This is a genomic window from Neptuniibacter marinus (assembly GCF_001597725.1).
GTDB classification, from domain to species: Bacteria; Pseudomonadota; Gammaproteobacteria; order Pseudomonadales; family Balneatricaceae; genus Neptuniibacter; species Neptuniibacter marinus.
This window is the reverse complement of sequence record NZ_LUTR01000001.1, coordinates 125,208-143,671: the sequence shown is the minus strand read 5'-3', so window position 1 is coordinate 143,671 and position 18,464 is coordinate 125,208. Positions and strand designations below refer to the sequence as shown.

Genomic DNA, 18,464 nt, shown 5'->3' with positions numbered 1-18,464 from the left:
AGCTTAAAGTTGCTCTAACAGTGCCTTTATCTCTAGGCGACGGCCACTATCAGCAACCTCGCGGCCCGGCCTTGGTGATGCCTCTAGAGCATGTTCTAAGAAAGCTTTAGCCTCATCTTTTTTATGCTGTTCAATCAGAAAATCGGCATTGAAAAAGTTACTATCAATACCATCTGGGTTGATTTCAAGTGCTTTTGTTAGAAACACTTTTGCTTTTTTATCACTACCAAATCCAATCGGCCAGCCGGGTACCTGATAATAAAGGCTTCCTAAGCTAGTGTATGCTGAACCTTGTAGAGCTGTTGGGTCAATCTCTATCGACTTTTCAAGTAGCTGTTTAGCCTCCTTTACTAAGCTTAACGCACCTAAACCACCTTTTTCGCCTGCATAAGTGCTAAGAATAATGGCACGCCAGATCATAATATCTGCCGACTCTGGAAATTGGGATAGAGTCTCTTCGGATTGTTCCGCAAGGGATTTAAACATTATCTCTTGCTGATCTTTTTCTAGCTCATATTTGATATGCGCCCACTCTGTTTGTAGTGTGAGCCGCGCATCATCAACGGGTGCAGCAAGTATACACATGCTGAAGAGTGTGAGTGCTGTAGTGATAAATAGGTTTTTCATAGTAAAACTCTCTTAGCCAATATATTTACGGACAATGGGAAGTTGTTTTTTTAACTGTTGGCTCACAATAGATGGCAGCACAGCGTTAACTTTTACAAACAGTTGTTCTGGCCAACCTAAGTGACAGCTATCTTTATCCGTTTCGAGGAAACGTATCAGTTCATTAGCAACGTACTGAGTGCTATCTGCTTTATTGCCCAGTTCAGTATTCATGGCGTTAGCACTATCGGAATTAATACTGGTTTCTGTGGTACGAGGGGCAAAGTATTTGATGTTAATAGGTTTGTCTGCCAGCTCGCGGGACAGTGCTTCACAAAAACCGCGCAGTGCAAACTTTGATGCGCAATAGGTTACATAACCGGGCAGGCCAATGGCGCCAAGCGTGGACCCGACGTTGACTAAGGTGCTATTACTACGTGTTTCTAATAGGGGAATTAGGTCGTGAGTCAGTAGCATAATGGCAGTGAGGTTGGTGTAAATCATCGCTTCAATTGATTCTGTTGTTTGTTGTTCAAATGCAGTTAACTGATTGATACCGGCTACATTAATAATAGTGTCAATCGGCGATCTGCTAACCTCAGTTACAATGGCTTCACGGCCTTGCGCACTGACGACATCAGCGATAAGTAATGTGTGTTGATCCTGATGTAGAAGATTAGCTTTTAGGTCTGCTAAAGCGGTTTCATTACGCCCGCATAGAAAAATGTTTTGTCCCTGTTCGGCCAGTTTTTTAGCGACGGCCTGACCGATACCGCCGGATGCACCAATAATCAGTGAGGTCTTGGTCTCTAAGCTCATTCTGCACCTTCCACTGATGAGAGCACTTCACCGTAAAGGTGATAGAACACTTGTGCTGCATGAATGATTGTTTGTTGAGCTGCAGGGCACTCAATTTTGTTCATTAGATCTTCAAAAAATTTCACATGGGCTATATCGAGCGAGCCATGGGAGCGAAGATAGCTAAAGGCTTCATCCGGTAAACCTAATCGGCCTTGTACTAACTCGGATGTGTGAGTGGCTAACGCGATACTGGTGCCTTCTAATACATGGACCATGCCGAAAAAGGCAAGTGGATGGACACGGTCGATTTGATTGTAAGCGTAAGCGACCATTACTTCAGTGGGCAGGGAAGGGATACCTACTTTGACACTTAATGGGTCTAGACCGGTTTGCTCTATATCGTTAAGAATCCACTGTTCATGACCAATCTCTTCTTCAATATATTCCGCAATCGCTTTTTGCAGCCAGTTGAACTCTTCAGGTAATCGAGAACCGCAGGCCATCAACAAAGGAACGGTGTGCTTAACGTGGTGGTAGGCTTCAGTTAAAAACGCTTGATAGCGAGCAAGTGAAATATCCCCTGAAAGTGTTTGTTGAATAATAGGGCGCGCTAGAAAGGCGTGCTGAGCGGCTACTGTTTCTTGTGACAACTTATCAAAAAATACCATGTTATTTTTCCTACAGTTATATAGTGACGCTGTGGTAGCAGTCTTCAATCTGCTGTGCGTAATAGTGTTTAATGGTTTCCCGCTTGATTCGACCATTAGCGGTTAATAATCCGTGGTTGGTAAGTACTTCAGCCGACATAGGTAGAGTGGCTTTGATCTGGGCGTAATCGGGGAGTGATTGGTTTAACTGTTGAATCTGCTGTTGAATCTGAGACTCACTGACTCCGGGTATAGTTTGAATGAGCGCCGTGATATAAGGTTTACCATCCCCGAAAATAGCGGATCGTATGACACCGGATAAACCGTTGATTTCAGCTTCAATCCACTCTGGACTGAAGTTGCGACCAAAGCTGTTGATCTGGATATTTTTTATACGACCTGTAATAAAGAGAAAACCATCTTCATCTATATAACCGAGATCACCTGTTGATATGTGGTCAGAGACTGATACCGGTTCATCTAGGTATCCACTCATATGCGGGCCATAGACCAGTATCTCACCACTGTCTGATATCTTTACATTACAGTGAAGTAGAGGCTTACCGACACTTCCTAGTTTGGTTGCATTAGGTGTGTTGAGTGCAACTACAGAGCCGCATTCACTTAAACCGTAGCCCTCATAAACAGGAATATTTAAGGCGCAGGCTTGTTGGAGTAGGCGTTTTGGTACTTTGCCGCCACCTACCGCAACAAGTTTCAAATAATCGAGCGCTTGGCCTTGCTGTTTTAGTAGGAGTAAAAGTTTCAGTAACTCCGGCGTTACAATCAAACTATGCGGTTGCTCCGCACTAAGGTACAGACCCAGCTGCTGAATATCTGGCTGTGATGAGCCCCTAAGTCCTGTGATTTCTGAGCTATCAATTACAATAGTTTCACCTGCATAAAGTGGCAAAAATGCCCCTGCAATATTTTCTAGCATGACAGCAAGAGGTAACAGGCAGAGGTGTTTTTGTACACCTAGGTTATGGGTGAGTGAATGTAGAGAGCTACACATTTGATCAATCAAATCAAAATCTATACACACTCCTTTTGGCGTGCCCGTGCTGCCCGATGTGAAGGTGACCAATGCTGTGCTTAAATTAGTCGTGCTGCCTGTATGAGTAGATTTTTGATAAGCGGATAAGCCGCTAGGTAATGGGAGTTGAGCGTTCGTATAGCTTTCAAAATCAACTTGTGGGTAGGCTAATTTTAATCGTTCATCTAAAACAATCAGCTCAATATTTGCGCTGTTAATCAGGTGTTGTACTTGAGAGGGACTAAAAAATATGGGCATCGGGATTACATTAATACCTGCAGACATCGCTGCTAACTGAGTAATCACCCACTGGGGGGAGTTGTCCGCCCAAATACCTAAAATAGCGCAGTGAGTCTGTTTTAAGTGTGTTGCAAGTGACTCTACTTGTTTATAGAGCTCAGCATAGCTGATTTGACCTAAGTGACTCTTAAACGCTGTTTTATCAGGTTGGGATATTGAGTAAGCTTGTATCTTTTTTAATAATTGACTCACTCGACTGTTCCTTCTTTTACCGCTGAGTTATGAGTGATTGATACGGCACAGTCGCTCACTGGTGTTTTTAAACGGGCGAGCAGTTTGCCAATGACAGGGTTGTTTTTGAGTACGTTAATACCGGCATCTATATCGCCTATATAAACCTCTGGGTTATGTTCGTAATAACTCCCCCAGTTTGAATTTGTATCTATAACTGCGCTTGCATCCGCCTTGCATACCTTGTGTAGGTCTAAGCCAATATTGAGTTTCTCAAAACTATTTTTGACGTGAGATGTCGCGGTGATGACTAACCATTTATAACCTTGCTTTTGAAAATGACAGGCTAAGTTGAGAATTAACCGTCGCGTCGCCCCAGGGGAGAGCGATGCGAGGTTACCTACTTCCAGTATTTCACTACGACGAGGTTTATCGATATTTAGCCGAGCGGCAATGGCATCTTCAATTGGCTGATCTAAATAATGTTCGAGATAGAGGCTATGTGATTCCGCTGATTGATAACCCACAGATGCTTGGACGGCTAGCTGGTTATCTAGTAGTGCAAGCATATGGGGAAGAAAGTCATTTACATCAGCGTTATATGCTGCTTTAAAGCGAGCCTCCGCAAATCGCCTGACCATCTCTTTATTCTCATGACGAGAAACTAAAAGAAGATCTGATTTTGGAATAAATTGCTCGCTGGGTTTGAGCATTACAATACTCATATGCCATCTCCATTAGTTGATGACATATAAATTAGCGTTGCTTTCTTAAGGGTTTCTTAAAAGTTTCAAAGATAGATCATGGGGTGAAGAAAGATTGTTTACCTTGTTGTCGATCCGTCCAATCAAACAAACAAAAAGAGGGACATGCACTCTTTAAGGAAGTATCTGGTTTTATGCTTTTCTTAATTTGCATTTTGGTTCTGCTACCATTCTAATGGTTGATTGATAGATTTGAGTATCTATAGGGTGTTTTTAAGACAGCCGTATATCTCAGTGATTGGAAAATCTAGGGGCAGGTTTAACAAGCTAAAAATATATGTCTTAGTCCTGTTATTGGCGCATATCAGTTACATTTGTAGTGTTTAGCTACTTGTCTAAATGTTTTATTGATCATCTTTGACAGATGAGATCATAGTTAATTTAAAAACTATTATATTGTATGTTTTTTCCGTTTATATGATAGGGCGAGAAAAATAAGCAGCTATAAGAATTATAATCGCTATAGCTGCTTATTTTTTAATTAATTAATACTAACCGCTGCTCTCGTTTCTGTTTCTGAGAGGGCTTGCTTAATTGTATAGAATTTATTGATTGGGATGTCTGTATGAATGCTTTCAGATCTATCTGGTCCTGGCCAGACGATTCTAATTTTATTGATAATATCCGCATCAGCCAAACCAAAATGTAACTCGGTAGGTGAACTGGAAATAAAATTACCGCCAGCCCTTACTTCCTGTAATTGCGTAATACCATTGGCTGTGACATACACTTTTGCGCCAACTGCTTGTGTGTTTTTTCCTAATCCTTTTAGCGTTAAGTTAATAAACCCGTTATTTGCGGAAATTGAAGCGTTATTTTTATAGAGTAAGAGTCTGTCTTGATGGTTACTCACTAAAATATCCACATCACCGTCTCTATCGTAGTCAAAACACGCAACTCCACGGCCTGATAAGGTATCAGTAATACCTAGTTCCGTCCCTTTTTCCGTAAAGGTACCGTCTTGGTTAGAGATAAAGAGTTTACTTGGTGTGTTTTCAAACTCCCGCATGGAACGTTTTAACTTCATATATGCATGGGGAGTCTTCCCTAAATGTTTGCGTAGCTCGCTGTCTAAGTCAAAGCCGTTAACATGGAAGATATCAGGCCATTGATCATTGTTGAAGTCAGCGAAGCATGCTCCCCAAGCCCATAGACCTTCGGCAACACCGGCAGTATCGGTTACGTCAATAAATTTCCCATCTTCATTGTTGTATAACCGATTACCTTCAATGCCCCAACTACCTTCTGCAATACCATTAGGATCTGATACGCTGCTGACAAACCAGTCTAGGTCGCCGTCATTGTCATAATCTGCAATGGCGCTGCCCATACCGTTTTTGTCGTTAATTTCAGATAAATTAGTGGCTTTTTCAAAGCGCCCATAACCACTGTTCATATAAACTTGGCTGGTTTCAAAGTCAGCGGCCATCAATAAATCAGGGTAACCATTATTATTGATGTCTGAAAAGGCGCCTGTAAAGGTAAAATCAGTATTACCTATCATTTCCATTAAGTTAGCTTTTCTATCGGCAGGTATAAATGATAGAGCATTGTCTGTACTTACATTTTCCCAGAGATGGTTCGGTTGTTGGCCGCCTAATCCAGGTCCGCGCCAATGGGTTGTGAGGGCATCTAAATCGCCATCCCCATCGTAGTCAGCAAAGGCAAATGACCAGCTGGTTAATTTAGCACCAATGCCTGAAGTAGTTAAAGGAGTGAACTTCTGGTTATCTTGATTAATGTATAGTGTAGGGTTTTGGGCTTGTTCATCGCCTTGCATACGGCCGGCAACAGAAGAGAGGTCGGTATGAATGAGGTTTGATGTGATGATATCTAAATCCTTATCTCCATCAATATCAACCATCGCTACCCCGTTTGATAGCTCTTTTGATGTAATGCCCCATTGTTTAGAGATGTTACTGAAGCTACCATCTTGGTTATTACGGTAGAGTACGTCTGGTAAGCCATCTCCTGTGGGCTGGAAAATGTCCGCCCAGCAATCACCATCAACATCTCCTGCGGCAACACCACCACTAAAGATCAATCGTTGTGCCGACTGAAGGTTATAAAGTGGCCATGAAATGTGATGTTGTTTGGTTAATCCAGACTTTAGTGCGACTTCAGAAAACTGAAGAGGCATTCTTTCTACTGTATTGGGTTGGGTGTTTGTGCAACCAAGTTCAGTCGATTCTATAATTACTGAGGTTTTTGTACCTGAGCTGGGTGCCGTATTGTGAGATTGTTGCTCTAGAGCATCGCTGTCTGACTTGATCGGTTTGGGTGGTGTAGAAAAACTACCGAACTTAGCTTTTAAGCGCAAATCGTCAGGAGCAGGCTCGTTTTCATTTGGAATCCAAGTAGATAAACATGCTTTATCCGTTAAGCAAGGGTCAGTCAATGCGTCTAAAAACGCGATGAGTGCTTTGCTTTGATGTGTATCCATTTTGACATTCGTAGGAAGCTTACTAGAGCCACTTATTTGCTGCCTAAGAAGCTGAATTAAGGGCTTTTGTGAATGCTCTTTAGCATGCGAATTTAAGGCGCTAAGATGCTTCATTTGTGGATTATTTGAGAAACTAAAATCGAAGTTCTCAACTGATTTTACAGGATTGATATGGTGTTCAATTACATCGGATAGTTGGGTAAAAGCACCGGAGTGAGTGTATGGACCGGTTTTGGCTACATTTAGTAAGGTTGGTGTTCTAAAGGCAAAACGATCTGCATCATTTTGTGTGACATTTCGGCGGCCAAAGTCTTCTCCATTTGGTTGTTTTCCTTTGCCAAATTGAGGTACAGCAATATTATGATATTGTTCATCAGTGAAAATTGGTGGTGTATGGCAGGCAACGCAGTCAGCTCCGCCTTCTTGCACCGTATTAAAAAATATTAAAGCCCCTTCAACCTGTAAATCCGTGAGTGCTTGCTCATCCCCATCAAGGTAAGCGTACCAATTATTGTTAATTAGCACTTGTGTCGATTGATAATAAGACAGTGCTTTTTCGATATTAGTGTAAGTAATGAGTGTTTCTGCATCGGCATCCGGTTTTGAAAAGGCAGCGCGAAACATGCCTAGCCAGGCTTTGTTTTTATCATCTTTCCTTAACCTTTCAACGAGAGCGTCACGGATACCCGCATGGGTTTTAGTGGTTGCAAAACTGTAGCCGAGCATTTCATCGTTGGAAACGACAGGGAAGCGAGCCTGACTAGCTAAAAGGTCATCGCCAGGGGCTGCATCGGCTTGCCATAAATTACTGTCAGGTGTGCGATGTGCTTGCCCTTGGCCGCTATCTTTGACTTCGTCATCTAAAACAAAAATACGGCCATCGTAAAACATGGCTCTATTGTAGAGAGATGAATTAAAAATACTTTGAGCATGGCGTGCTACATTTGGCCCGCCATCGGCTGTGGGGTCTGATGATGCTTTCCAGTCATGCCAGCGCCCAGGGCCAAGTAATTCTGGGTCGTAGGCTGATTCGCCAACAGGTAAACTTAATTTGTCCCCCCCTGCAAGATAAGGGTGATGGCAGCTGACGCACGCGACATCTTTGCTTCCGCTTAAGGTGCGGCTAAAAAAAAGCTCTTTACCCAAGGCAAACAGAGGTGTTGTTGTGGATTTTTTTTCTACTGTAGGTTGCAACGGGTATTGTTGTTCAAGCGAGCTTAAAACATCTTTAAGTTTTAATCGGTCAGCTTCAGCTTTTAATTGGGCTGCACTTTTTTCTTCAGTACACCCCATTAAAAGCAGCAGGAGAGTGGTAAAGCAAGCTAGTTGCTTTACCACTGTGGTGTATCCTGTTGTGCTCCGTTGTCGTTTAGCTTTATGGACTGACTGATGCACAATTTTTACCTCGCAGATAGGTATTGTTTACAAACCTAATTGCCAATTTACCGTCAGTTGTGTCGATCTTGTTGATTGGCTCCTTGCCTTGATAAATCAGCGATGATTGGCCTGTTACGCTGCCGATATTCATGCAGTTAGGACTGTAAATTGCGCTATATTGCTGCGCGTCATTCACTTCTTTGGCAAAGACAGTAATAACGCCTGTGCCGCATTGAACCATGGCATAAATGTCATCTGTTTGGTCATATACTTCAACATGTTTTTGGGTGGCTTCATCAATCCAATGAATATGTTTATCAGGTGTCCTTACAAAGAAGCCATTATTACAGGTAACACCTGCTATTGGTTTTGCTGCAGCTAGAGCTGTAGACGCAATACTTAGGCCTAAAAGTATTTGCGAAACAACAATTAAACTTATACTTATTTTTTTCATAATAAACTCTACTTAAGTTATCTATGGGTCAGATTACCCTGAGGCTTTTAATAGAACTAAGCCCGTCTATTTCGGTGGTTTTCCAAACCCAATCCAACTATTAAATTCAGCAGCAACAACCAGTTCACCATTTTCTTCGGTTAACGGTAATGCCGGTAAATTTCTGGCTGCTGGTCCCGAGACAACACTTCCGCCATTCTTAGGATCGAATACGGATTGGTGGCATGGGCACATATAATTTTCTTCATCTTTTACCCAGCCTGTAACAGGGCAACCGTTATGGGTGCAGATGGCGGTGTAAGCGACAATGCCATGTGTTGAAATTTTTTGAGTATCTTCAGATAAATGCTCTATTGATAACTTCTGAAGCAGAATCTGGTTGTAACGTGAACCATCACGTACTTCACCTGTATTAGGATCTATTGGTACAACGAGGGTTTGTTTATCTGAGATTTCAAGGTCCGATATAGTTAGCTTAGGCCCGCGTAAACGTTTATTGAAGTAAGTTAACCTATCACCCACTTGTGGAGGTAGCTTACTTTCAGGTGATTTTTTCTTCATTGCAGCTAGCGCTGTATTCCCTGTTAGTAGATTTGCTGCGGGAATGGAGGCAGCTAGGTATTTTAGGATGCTTCTTCTTTTGTTGTCTGTAACATTGTTTTCATTGGCTTGTGAACAAGCGCAGCATGTACTTTTGTTTAAATCGGCATGCATATCATTATTATCTTTTGTCATTGCGCACCTCAAATTTCAGCGGCTAAATAAAGTCTTTTTAGTTTTATTGGTTTAGGGAGAAAAGGGGGAGACGACAGCTCCCCCATAGAAGTATTAAGCGTCAGGTAACGCAAATACCCAAATTACACCACCTTCAGGTACGTCAGTGATCCATTCACCACTTTCGTCTTTGGCAGCTAGTACACCGTTAGTCCAGTGTGCATCAACGCCGTAACCTGCTGTGATAGCAATATATTGCTTACCGTCAACTTCGTAGCTAACAGGTGGCGCAATAGCAGTTGAGTTCAGAGGGAATTCCCATAGAACTTCACCTGTCTTAGCGTCAAATGCTCTTAGCATACGGTCGTTGGTACCAGCACTGAACACAAGGTTGCCTGATGTTGATAGTACAGGGCCCCAGTTCATAGTTTTGCCATAGTCGTGCTGCCATACTTTTTCACGACTATTTACACTCCATGCCTGCATTTGACCTACGCCTTTGCTTGGATCAGCTACGTAAACATCTAGCTCTGGAATGTCTATGCCTGCCCAGAATTGACCTGAAGCTGGCTCAATGTCATCTTGCCACTTACCAATAAAGGAGTTACAAAGATTGTCGTTCGCTGGAACGTACATCATGCCTGTTTCTGGGTTATATGATTCGTACGGCCAGTTTTTACCACCCCATAAGCTTGGGCAGTAGTCAACACGCTTGCCTGTAACTGGCACATGATCGTAATCATATGTGGGACGACCTGTTTTAGGGTCTAAAGATTTAAACGCGTTATTGTCTACAAACTCTTTACCTTCAAGGTAGCCGATCTTGCCTTCGGCCTTTCTTTCTAGCCAGTACATGTAGCCGTTACGTTGTGGTGAAACGAGGCCTTTTACTTTTTTACCGCCATCCTTAATACCATCGATTAACATTGGAGCATTCATTGCTGCCCAATCCCATGAATCGTTGTAATGGTATTGGTAATGACCTTTGATTTTACCGTCGTCAGGATTCATCGCTAACGCTGATGCAACGTATAAGTTATCACCTGGACGTTGATCACCTAACCAAGGTGAGCCGTTACCGACACCCCAGTAAAGCATATCTGCTTCAGCATCGTAGTTACCTGGCATCCACATACTACCGCCGCCGTATTTCCAAGCGTCAGGGCGTTTGCCTTGTTTTTTCCATGTTTCATGGCCTGGTTCTCCAGGTCCTGGAACACTGTAAGTTTTCCAAGCGGTTTCACAAGTATCTGCATCCATTGCTTCTAAGAAGCCTCGAACACCATATTCGCCACCAGATGGCCCCACCATTATTTTACCTTTAACTGCGAGAGGGGCAGAGGAAATGTAGGCACCAATGCTCCAGTCACCAATTTGGCTCTGACATAGACGCTCGCCTGTTTTCGCATCTAAAGCATTTAACGTACCGTCTAAGCCAGCGGCATATACTTTGTCACCCCATAGCGCAACACCACGGCTGGTGTTATGCATAACACTTAAATCAGCAGGGTTATCGTGCTTATAACGCCAGTACAATTGGCCTGTTTTCGCATCTAGCGCAATAACGTTGTTGTAAGGTGTAGATACAAACATTACGCCATCGTTTACTAGAGCTGGTGCTTCATGTCCTGAATCCAAGTTAGTGGAATAAGTCCATACAGGTTTAAGCTGTTTAACGTTCTTAGAGTTGATCTCTTTCAGTTTACTGAACATCCAGCCTTCGTAGTTACCTTTCGGTAGCAACCAGTCTTGTGGAGCTGCTTCGACTAAACGTTCGTGAGTGACTGTTTTGTAATTCTCAATCTTTTTATTCAGCGTTGTCAGGTTAGCTGCTGCGACTGAGTAGCTAGACATCAGTCCCACTGCCCCAATACAACAGCTAAGATATTTCATTTTAAATCCAAAAGGTTTCATTATTGTCCACGCCTCTTCTTTGAGTTTTTGATTGGCACACTGTTCAATCAATTAACATGCCAATAAGGCGGGCCTGTTTTTAAAAATTTAACTTATTGAAATATAATGATTTATTTTTAATGCTTTTCGTTGGGCCTAAATGGCTTTTTTAATTAGTACACAGTTGTCGCAGGAGCGCTGCGAAAATGATACACCGGTTTTTTGTAGTTATATGTTGTGCTGGGTCATAGTAAGTAAGTGTTCGGTGTTTGAATATTATAATGAGTAAAGTGGGAGAAGGGCTTTAAGTAAACAGTTTTAGATTAGTATTTGAGTACGTGTAGTCTTTAGTGAAAACTGTTCATATTTGCATGTAAATTTTTGCTGCAATAAGTGGCTTATGTGCTTGTATGGGTTATCTGCTGCGGTTAGCTCTTTGATTGTCTATATGATGTTGTTATTAATTTTAAATACGTATGCATTAGTTAATGTTTCGCGTCGAAGATTGAGACTTTGTCGCTAATTCGATTACATAAATACCTCAGATATAAAAGAAGCGTGATATCAGTACCTAGCGTTTAAGCGAGCTATAAAAAACCTCCTAGGTAGGAGGTTTATTTATAAAGGGGGTATCGCTTTGAGCTATTTAATACTCTTGCCCTGATGCAAGAATACCGACCACCTCTTGGAAACTATTTGCGCGTTTAGAGATATCAACAGAGATATTTAATCGGCGCGCAATATCACTACTTGATATCACACCGCGAATACTATTCTTCGTCGTATCCACAACCAAAATATGTGGTGTTCCCTCATGTTTCAGTGTTTGTAATAAGTTGCCTATTTTAGCGGACTGAATTTCTGATAAAGGGATTGCTTTTAGCTTAGCGCGTGGGGTCATAACATCTCGAATAGAGATGTCCTGGCGTTTGATACCTGCTGTTGTTGCAATGCTGAGTGCTGAACGGCTTTCTAGATCGGCAAGTGTCAGGAAGCCTTTAAAGGTTTCATCTGAGTCGATAACCAATACTGACCGTACATGCACCTTACGCATCATATGACGAGCATCATCTATAGATACGTCAAGCTCCATTGATAGAGGTTGGACGTGTAAGAAGTCAGTTAAAATATTTATCGCAGGAGTTTCTAACGTGTATTCAGTCAGTTCTTCAGGACGCATAACAAGATCTGACTCTTCCAAAAATACGGTATTAAGTTCGTTGTAATTTTTCATTGTTAAATCCTTGCCAATAGTGGCAGCACAAAAAAGATAAAAAGTTTAAAAGTATTTGTACTAGCCGTATTGTGGTGGGGCTTGTGACAAGGGTTTAAGCCATTTTTTGTGACTTAGGTTATGGTTTGTTGTTAGGTCTGCTTTTTGTCGTGGCAGAAATGGTGTATCTATCAGCGTTGAATGAATAGCGATGAGTTCATCATAATCATTATCAACAGCTGTAAAAGGAGGTGCAGACGATTGAAGATTAGTTTCGGATGATAGAATTAAATGGGATAGGGGTGATGTAGAAGGGATACTGGATATTTGGGAAACGATAATGAATAGAAATAACAATAGTCCCCGCACGCTATAGGTGAGGTTTCTTTTATTTTTATGATGGCATATAGAAAATCTAGCTATCTTATTCATAAAACTAGTCTAATCTAATTTAAGCTCAATAAGCTAAAAAAATCACATCTTGATAAAATAATTCATGTGCTACGTAATAGTACGTAGGTTAGCTAAGTATTCATGGCTAATCGCTTGCGCAGTAATTCTAATGGGAGAGCAGACTCTTCTATGTGATACTGTTTAGGCTGAATCATCGATTCTTAGCCGATTGATTCTTAGCAGATTGTGCTACTTATGGTCGTAATGTTGTTGGGCAGGAGATCCTTGCCATTACGACCAATTTTTTGACGGTTTTTCAAACGCAGTTATATAGCTAGAGGGCGATAATAAAAATGTTCAAAATGACTTATAAAAAAACCTTGATCACTGCAGCAGCGTGTACAGCTGTATTAGCCATGCCAGCGATGGCGGCTGATAAAGTTTACAAGTTGAAACTGGCTGAAACTTGGCCAACAAATTTTCCGATATTTGGCGATGCGCCAAAGAATATGGCTGATTTGGCAAATAAAATGTCTAACGGCCGCTTGCAAATTACTATTGATTCTAAGAATAAGCACAAAGCACCCTTAGGTGTTTTTGATATGGTGCGTGCTGGCCAGTACGATATGGGCCATTCGGCATCTTATTACTGGAAAGGTAAAGTGCCAAACACCCTTTATTTCACTACTATGCCTTTTGGTATGACAGCACCTGAACAATACGGCTGGTTCTATCATGGTGGTGGTCAGGAGCTTATGGATGAGGTTTATGGTAAATATAACCTTATGTCCTTCCCAGGCGGTAATACGGGTAACCAGATGGGCGGTTGGTTCCAGAAAGAGATTAATTCATTAGATGACCTAAAAGGTCTGAAAATGCGTATTCCAGGTTTCGCGGGTGAGGTTATGGCTAAGCTGGGTGCTAAGCCGACAAATATCCCACCAGGTGAGCTATACACTGCACTTGAGCGTCGTACAATTGACGCACTTGAGTGGGTAGGCCCATCACTTGATTTACGTATGGGTTTCCACAAAATTGCACCGTTCTATTATACGGGTTGGCACGAGCCTGCAACTGAGTTGCAGTTCCTTATCAACAAACGCTCTTATGAGAAGTTGCCAGCAGATCTACAGCAAATTCTTAAAACCGCTATGCGTACCGCAGCGTATGATATGTACATTCAGTCTTACCATGCATCTGCAGAGAACTGGGCTAGCATGAAATCTGAGTTCCCAAATATTCAGGTTAAAACTTTCCCGCCAGAAGTTATCGCAGCAATGCGTAAAGCAAATGATGAGTTGTTAGCGGAGAAAGCGGCAGCAGATCCATTAGCTAAGAAAATCTTAGATTCTCAGTCTTCGTACATGGCTAAAGCACGTGTGTGGACTAATATCTCTGATAAAGCTTACTTGAACAGTTTGTCTGACTAAGCGTATCTCTAATAAGGCCTGTTGAAGGGGCAGGCCTTATTTTATTTACGTTGATCTATTGGGTAATTCTTTAGTTACCTTTTATTATCTAAAGTTAAAGAACCTCCGTTGGTATTTTGAGTGTTGTCCCTATTCAGGGTGCCATTATCTATTTTTTCTTGGAGCTAGCATGTTTCTATTGAGACTGGAGCAGGTGATCAACAGCTTTTCAGAGCTGATGGGTAAGATCTCTGCAGTCCTGTTTGTGTTAATGCTATTCAATGTCTTTATCGATGTTGTTATGCGCTATGTTTTTAATGATGTTTCTATAGGGATGCAGGAGATGGAGTGGCACCTTTACGCTGCTGTCTTTCTTTTAGGCGTACCTTATACATTAAAGGCCGGCGGACATGTACGTGTGGATCTTATTTATGAAGGTCTCAGTGCAAAGACTAAAGCTGTAATTGATATGTTAGGTTGCTTGATACTGTTATTTCCTTTCTGCGCGTTAGTGGGCTGGTATGGTATTGATTTTGCGCGTGAGGCATTTGAGTTGGGCGAGACATCGGGTGATCCCGGTGGTCTACCTTATCGCTGGCTTATTAAGTCTGTAATTCCTTTTGCTTTCTTCGCTATGTTAATTAGCGGTGTGGGTTTGCTCCTTAAATCTTTAAACGTTTACCTAGGTAATAGCCAGGCAGACGATTATCAACCCCCACAACATTAAGAGGCCTTAGTAATGATTGGTATTGTCATGTTCGCGGTGGCGCTGCTTATGCTGCTTGTCGGCTTCCCAGTTGCTTTTACTTTTGGTGGCGTTGCTTTGCTTTTCGGTGTCTTTGCCGAAGGCGCAGAAATGTTCGCTTTTATGCCATTCCGTATTCAGAGCATTATGGAAAATACGGTATTGATGGCGGTTCCTCTGTTTATTTTTATGGGGATTGTTTTACAAAAAACTCAATTGGCTGAGCAGTTGCTTGAGTCGATGGGTAAGCTTTTTGGTGGGGTGCGCGGTGGCTTAGCGATCTCTACTGTATTAGTCGGTGCACTTTTAGCCGCATCTACAGGTGTTGTAGGTGCATCGGTTGTGGCAATGGGGTTAATCTCTTTGCCTGTTATGTTGAAGTATAAATACGACAAATCTCTAGCCTGCGGAACTATTTGTGCGTCAGGTACTTTAGGTCAGATTATTCCACCGTCGATCATTCTAATTATCTTAGGTGACGTACTTGGTATTCCTGTTGGTGATTTATTTAAAGCCGCGGTAGGTCCAGGCCTAATGTTGATCGGTATCTACGTTGTTTATATCTTGATTTATAGTTATTTGAAGCCCGAATCGGCTCCCGCACTGCCTTTAGATGATGATGTGAAGAACAAACGCGAGCAATATACTAAAGCGTTGATCGCTATTATTCCGCCGCTAGCATTAATTTTGATCGTTCTTGGTTCTATCTTTGCTGGTATTGCTACACCAACAGAGTCTTCTGCACTAGGTGGTGTTGGTGCGATTGTTCTGGCTGCACTTTACCGTCAGTTTAGTTGGAAAATGGTTTTAGACTCAGCTAAAGAAACGGTTAAAGTGACGGCGATGGTGTTTGCTATATTGCTGGGTGCTACTGCCTTCTCAATGGCATTTACCTACACAGGCGGTGATTACATTGTAGAAGAGGTTCTATCTGATCTGCCGGGTGGTGCGACAGGCTTCTTGATTCTGTCTATGCTAGCTATTTTAGTACTTGGCTTCTTTATCGACTTTGTAGAGATCAGTTTTATTATTGTACCAATTCTTGCGCCTGTGGCAGATGCTTTTGGTATAGCGCCTGTTTGGTTTGCGATTTTGATTGCGATGAATTTGCAGACCAGTTTCTTGACGCCTCCATTTGGATTTAGTCTATTTTATCTGAAAGGGGTTGCACCGCCGCAAGTCACTACAATAGATATTTACCGAGGTGTGATGCCGTTTATCATCATGCAAGTAGCCGTTGTTGTTTCAATACTTCTATTCCCAGCTTTCTACGGGCTTTCCTAAGGATCAGTGATGTATTAACGGCGGTTGTATCTTTATGGGCTAGTGATAGCCCATTTTATAATCGATTCCCATGCTTGGCTTTGTTATATGAGCTGATTACTTGCCTCGTTTTACGGGGCATTTTTTTATCTAATTTTTGTGTTTGATTTGAGAGGTGGGGTTGAGCATATTACTATGCAGGCTTTAGTTACTTAATGATGCTTAGGGATATCGATAGATGTGGGTGAAGAAAATAAGAAGCTGTATTTTACTGTGTTGTTTCCTGCTTACTACGCTGGTACAAGCAGAAGATAAGGTTTATCACCTAAAATTAGCTGAAACATGGGGTACTAATACCCCTCTGTTAGGGGATACGACAAAACGTTTAGCTCATTTGACCGATACGATGTCAAATGGACGTCTTAAGATTAGAATTGATTCTAGCAACAAACATAAAGCACCGTTCGGTGTGTTCGATATGGTGAGAGCTGGCCAGTATGACATTGGCCATACCGCTTCCTACTATTGGAAGGGCAAGCTACCTAATAGCCTTTATTTCACAACAATGCCTTTTGGTATGACAACCCCTGAGCAGTATGGTTGGTTCTATTATGGTGAAGGGCAGGCGTTAATGAATGAAGTCTACGCTCCTTTTGGCATGTATTCTTTTCCCGGTGGAAACACGGGCTTACAGATGGGTGGGTGGTTCCAAAAAGAGATCAATTCTCTTGAAGATGTGCAGGGCTTAAAGATACGCATTCCAGGTTTTGCCGGAGAGATCTGGGCGAAATTGGGAGCAAAGCCGGTTAATATAGCACCGGGTGAGTTATATACCTCATTGGAGCGCCGTACGATTGATGCGGTTGAGTGGATAGGTCCATCATTAGATATCAACATGGGCTTCCAAAAGGTAGCTCCTTTTTATTATACGGGCTGGCATGAGCCTGCAAGTGAATTACAGTTTTTGGTCAATAAAAAAGCATTTGAGCGCTTACCGGCTGATCTACAGCAAATTTTAAAGACTGCAATGCGTGTATCTGCTTATGATATGTATATCCATTTTTATCATGAGTCGTCTGTTCATTGGGCGCGTATGAAAAGTGAATTTCCAGATATACAGGTTAAAGTTTTTCCTAAAGATGTGCTTAATGCAATGCAACAGGCTAACATCGACTTGTTGCTTGAGTATGCGGAAAAAGATCCGTTAGCTAAGCGTATACAGCGCTCTCAAGCAGCTTATATGGCTAAAGCGCGTACTTGGACAGATATCTCTGACAAAGCTTATTTGAACAGTATGTCTGAGTGAGTTAACGACATATTTTTCATAAATAGAGGGATAAGTTAAGAAGGGAACTTCTTAGCTTGTCCCGACAGTTTTTATCTTTATCTATCGAGCTCCCTCCTGATCCTCTGTTGTTTTTTTAGCCCGCGCCTCTTTAGTCGCTATCTCTTTAGCGCTCGCCAGCCTGCTGTCTTCTATCCCATTAATTTTCAATAATTAAAACTTTTAGGGTAAGTTGGTAATTGCCGACTCGACTTTTATCCTGTTTGAAGGGCTATATATTCTGTTGGTAAGTATCGCTCGATTAAATGTTTAAAACAGATGCTGAGATTAACTGGTTAATAAACTTCATTAAAAAGGGATATTTTCCTGTAACGCGCTTTTCATTTATGAATATATTATCGGATGTATAAAGTTACACATAGGATGATAAAGCAGATTTTGGAGTCATTAAATGGATTTTTCCAGTATAAACAGGATGTTAACTTAGTGTGAGCTAATGAGTTTGGGAATATTTCCCGATAGATTTAGGAGAAAGGAATATCCCAAAGTTTCTGGGCTTTCTTCCTAAATACAATACTCTTAAACGCTAGCTGTCACTTAGTATCAATAGTAGTTATTACAAAATAGTTACGAATATAAACTCGCTGTTATAAACATTGAATTAAAAAGCAAGGTTGGAGCTGTCCCGTGCAAGTTAATAACAAAAACGCTGAGTCGGCGAAACAGAAGCTAATGGAATTGTTTGATGAAGTGCTTAAGCACGACGGCTTTGGCGAGATACGTATTGAAACCAAGATTCTTAAACGTCAGCAAAAAGAAGTTATTTTACATTGTGGAAAGCAATACCGCTTTGTTGTTGATGTGTAAAAAATAGATATGAGATAAGAGTGCAATGCGGGTTTGCATCTTTAAAAAATAAAATTAAGAAATCCAAAAGTCTGTACGAGACA

At 41.7% G+C, this 18,464-nt stretch carries 15 protein-coding genes; 5 read left to right on the top strand and 10 right to left on the bottom strand.

The window, feature by feature from the left end; translation table 11 throughout:
- Window positions 1-3 precede the first annotated feature (3 nt).
- The 10 genes from A3774_RS00650 to A3774_RS00605 form a co-directional block, all read right to left on the bottom strand.
- Complete coding sequence (locus A3774_RS00650; protein WP_067861971.1) at window positions 4-627, bottom strand: tetratricopeptide repeat protein; 624 nt, start codon at window positions 625-627, stop codon at window positions 4-6.
- A 12-nt stretch (window positions 628-639) separates the two neighbouring features.
- Window positions 640-1,425, bottom strand: a complete 786-nt coding sequence (locus A3774_RS00645) for an SDR family oxidoreductase (RefSeq protein WP_067861968.1) — start codon at window positions 1,423-1,425, stop codon at window positions 640-642.
- Complete coding sequence (locus tag A3774_RS00640; RefSeq protein ID WP_067861965.1) at window positions 1,422-2,075, bottom strand: TenA family transcriptional regulator; 654 nt, start codon at window positions 2,073-2,075, stop codon at window positions 1,422-1,424. The genes A3774_RS00645 and A3774_RS00640 overlap by 4 nt, the downstream gene beginning before the upstream one ends.
- Window positions 2,076-2,091: 16 nt before the next feature.
- On the bottom strand, window positions 2,092-3,582 hold the full coding sequence (locus A3774_RS00635; RefSeq protein WP_067861962.1) for an AMP-binding protein: 1,491 nt from the start codon (window positions 3,580-3,582) through the stop codon (window positions 2,092-2,094).
- On the bottom strand, window positions 3,579-4,286 hold the full coding sequence (locus A3774_RS00630; RefSeq protein WP_067861959.1) for a thermostable hemolysin: 708 nt from the start codon (window positions 4,284-4,286) through the stop codon (window positions 3,579-3,581). The genes A3774_RS00635 and A3774_RS00630 overlap by 4 nt, the downstream gene beginning before the upstream one ends.
- A gap of 520 nt (window positions 4,287-4,806) precedes the next feature.
- Entirely contained in the window at window positions 4,807-8,106 is a 3,300-nt protein-coding gene (locus tag A3774_RS00625; protein ID WP_067861955.1) for an FG-GAP-like repeat-containing protein, read from the bottom strand.
- A 37-nt stretch (window positions 8,107-8,143) separates the two neighbouring features.
- Entirely contained in the window at window positions 8,144-8,599 is a 456-nt protein-coding gene (locus A3774_RS00620; RefSeq protein WP_067861952.1) for a hypothetical protein, read from the bottom strand.
- A 66-nt stretch (window positions 8,600-8,665) separates the two neighbouring features.
- Window positions 8,666-9,334 (bottom strand): QcrA and Rieske domain-containing protein, encoded by a 669-nt coding sequence (locus A3774_RS00615; RefSeq protein WP_067861949.1) that lies wholly within the window; start codon window positions 9,332-9,334, stop codon window positions 8,666-8,668.
- Window positions 9,335-9,427: 93 nt separating this feature from the next.
- Complete coding sequence (locus tag A3774_RS00610; RefSeq protein ID WP_197467982.1) at window positions 9,428-11,206, bottom strand: PQQ-dependent dehydrogenase, methanol/ethanol family; 1,779 nt, start codon at window positions 11,204-11,206, stop codon at window positions 9,428-9,430.
- A 646-nt stretch (window positions 11,207-11,852) separates the two neighbouring features.
- The gene (locus A3774_RS00605) at window positions 11,853-12,440 is read right to left on the bottom strand and encodes a CBS domain-containing protein (RefSeq protein ID WP_067861946.1); all 588 of its coding nucleotides are present in this window, start codon (window positions 12,438-12,440) and stop codon (window positions 11,853-11,855) included.
- A gap of 725 nt (window positions 12,441-13,165) precedes the next feature.
- On the opposite strand from A3774_RS00605, the gene A3774_RS00600 reads away from it, so the two are divergent.
- The 5 genes from A3774_RS00600 (at window position 13,166) to A3774_RS00580 (ending at window position 18,381) form a co-directional block, all read left to right on the top strand.
- Window positions 13,166-14,242, top strand: coding sequence for a TRAP transporter substrate-binding protein (locus A3774_RS00600; RefSeq protein ID WP_067861942.1), 1,077 nt, complete (start codon window positions 13,166-13,168; stop codon window positions 14,240-14,242).
- 169 nt (window positions 14,243-14,411) lie between these two features.
- Window positions 14,412-14,948 carry a TRAP transporter small permease subunit gene (locus tag A3774_RS00595; protein ID WP_067861939.1) on the top strand — a complete coding sequence of 179 codons (537 nt, stop codon included), beginning with the start codon at window positions 14,412-14,414 and terminating at the stop codon, window positions 14,946-14,948.
- A gap of 12 nt (window positions 14,949-14,960) precedes the next feature.
- A complete protein-coding gene (locus A3774_RS00590; RefSeq protein ID WP_067861936.1) occupies window positions 14,961-16,250 on the top strand; it encodes a TRAP transporter large permease in 1,290 nt (429 codons plus the stop codon).
- A 217-nt stretch (window positions 16,251-16,467) separates the two neighbouring features.
- On the top strand, window positions 16,468-17,535 hold the full coding sequence (locus A3774_RS00585) for a TRAP transporter substrate-binding protein (protein WP_067861933.1): 1,068 nt from the start codon (window positions 16,468-16,470) through the stop codon (window positions 17,533-17,535).
- Window positions 17,536-18,201: 666 nt separating this feature from the next.
- Window positions 18,202-18,381, top strand: a complete 180-nt coding sequence (locus A3774_RS00580) for a hypothetical protein (protein ID WP_067861929.1) — start codon at window positions 18,202-18,204, stop codon at window positions 18,379-18,381.
- Window positions 18,382-18,464: the final 83 nt, after the last annotated feature.

Coding starts and splice junctions, on each gene's coding strand:
- A3774_RS00650 (WP_067861971.1), bottom strand. CDS start 627: ATGAAAAACCTATTTATCACTACAGCACTCACACTCTTCAGCATGTGT.
- A3774_RS00645 (WP_067861968.1), bottom strand. CDS start 1,425: ATGAGCTTAGAGACCAAGACCTCACTGATTATTGGTGCATCCGGCGGT.
- A3774_RS00640 (WP_067861965.1), bottom strand. CDS start 2,075: ATGGTATTTTTTGATAAGTTGTCACAAGAAACAGTAGCCGCTCAGCAC.
- A3774_RS00630 (WP_067861959.1), bottom strand. CDS start 4,286: ATGAGTATTGTAATGCTCAAACCCAGCGAGCAATTTATTCCAAAATCA.
- A3774_RS00620 (WP_067861952.1), bottom strand. CDS start 8,599: ATGAAAAAAATAAGTATAAGTTTAATTGTTGTTTCGCAAATACTTTTA.
- A3774_RS00615 (WP_067861949.1), bottom strand. CDS start 9,334: ATGACAAAAGATAATAATGATATGCATGCCGATTTAAACAAAAGTACA.
- A3774_RS00610 (WP_197467982.1), bottom strand. CDS start 11,206: ATGAAATATCTTAGCTGTTGTATTGGGGCAGTGGGACTGATGTCTAGC.
- A3774_RS00605 (WP_067861946.1), bottom strand. CDS start 12,440: ATGAAAAATTACAACGAACTTAATACCGTATTTTTGGAAGAGTCAGAT.
- A3774_RS00600 (WP_067861942.1), top strand. CDS start 13,166: ATGTTCAAAATGACTTATAAAAAAACCTTGATCACTGCAGCAGCGTGT.
- A3774_RS00595 (WP_067861939.1), top strand. CDS start 14,412: ATGTTTCTATTGAGACTGGAGCAGGTGATCAACAGCTTTTCAGAGCTG.
- A3774_RS00590 (WP_067861936.1), top strand. CDS start 14,961: ATGATTGGTATTGTCATGTTCGCGGTGGCGCTGCTTATGCTGCTTGTC.
- A3774_RS00585 (WP_067861933.1), top strand. CDS start 16,468: ATGTGGGTGAAGAAAATAAGAAGCTGTATTTTACTGTGTTGTTTCCTG.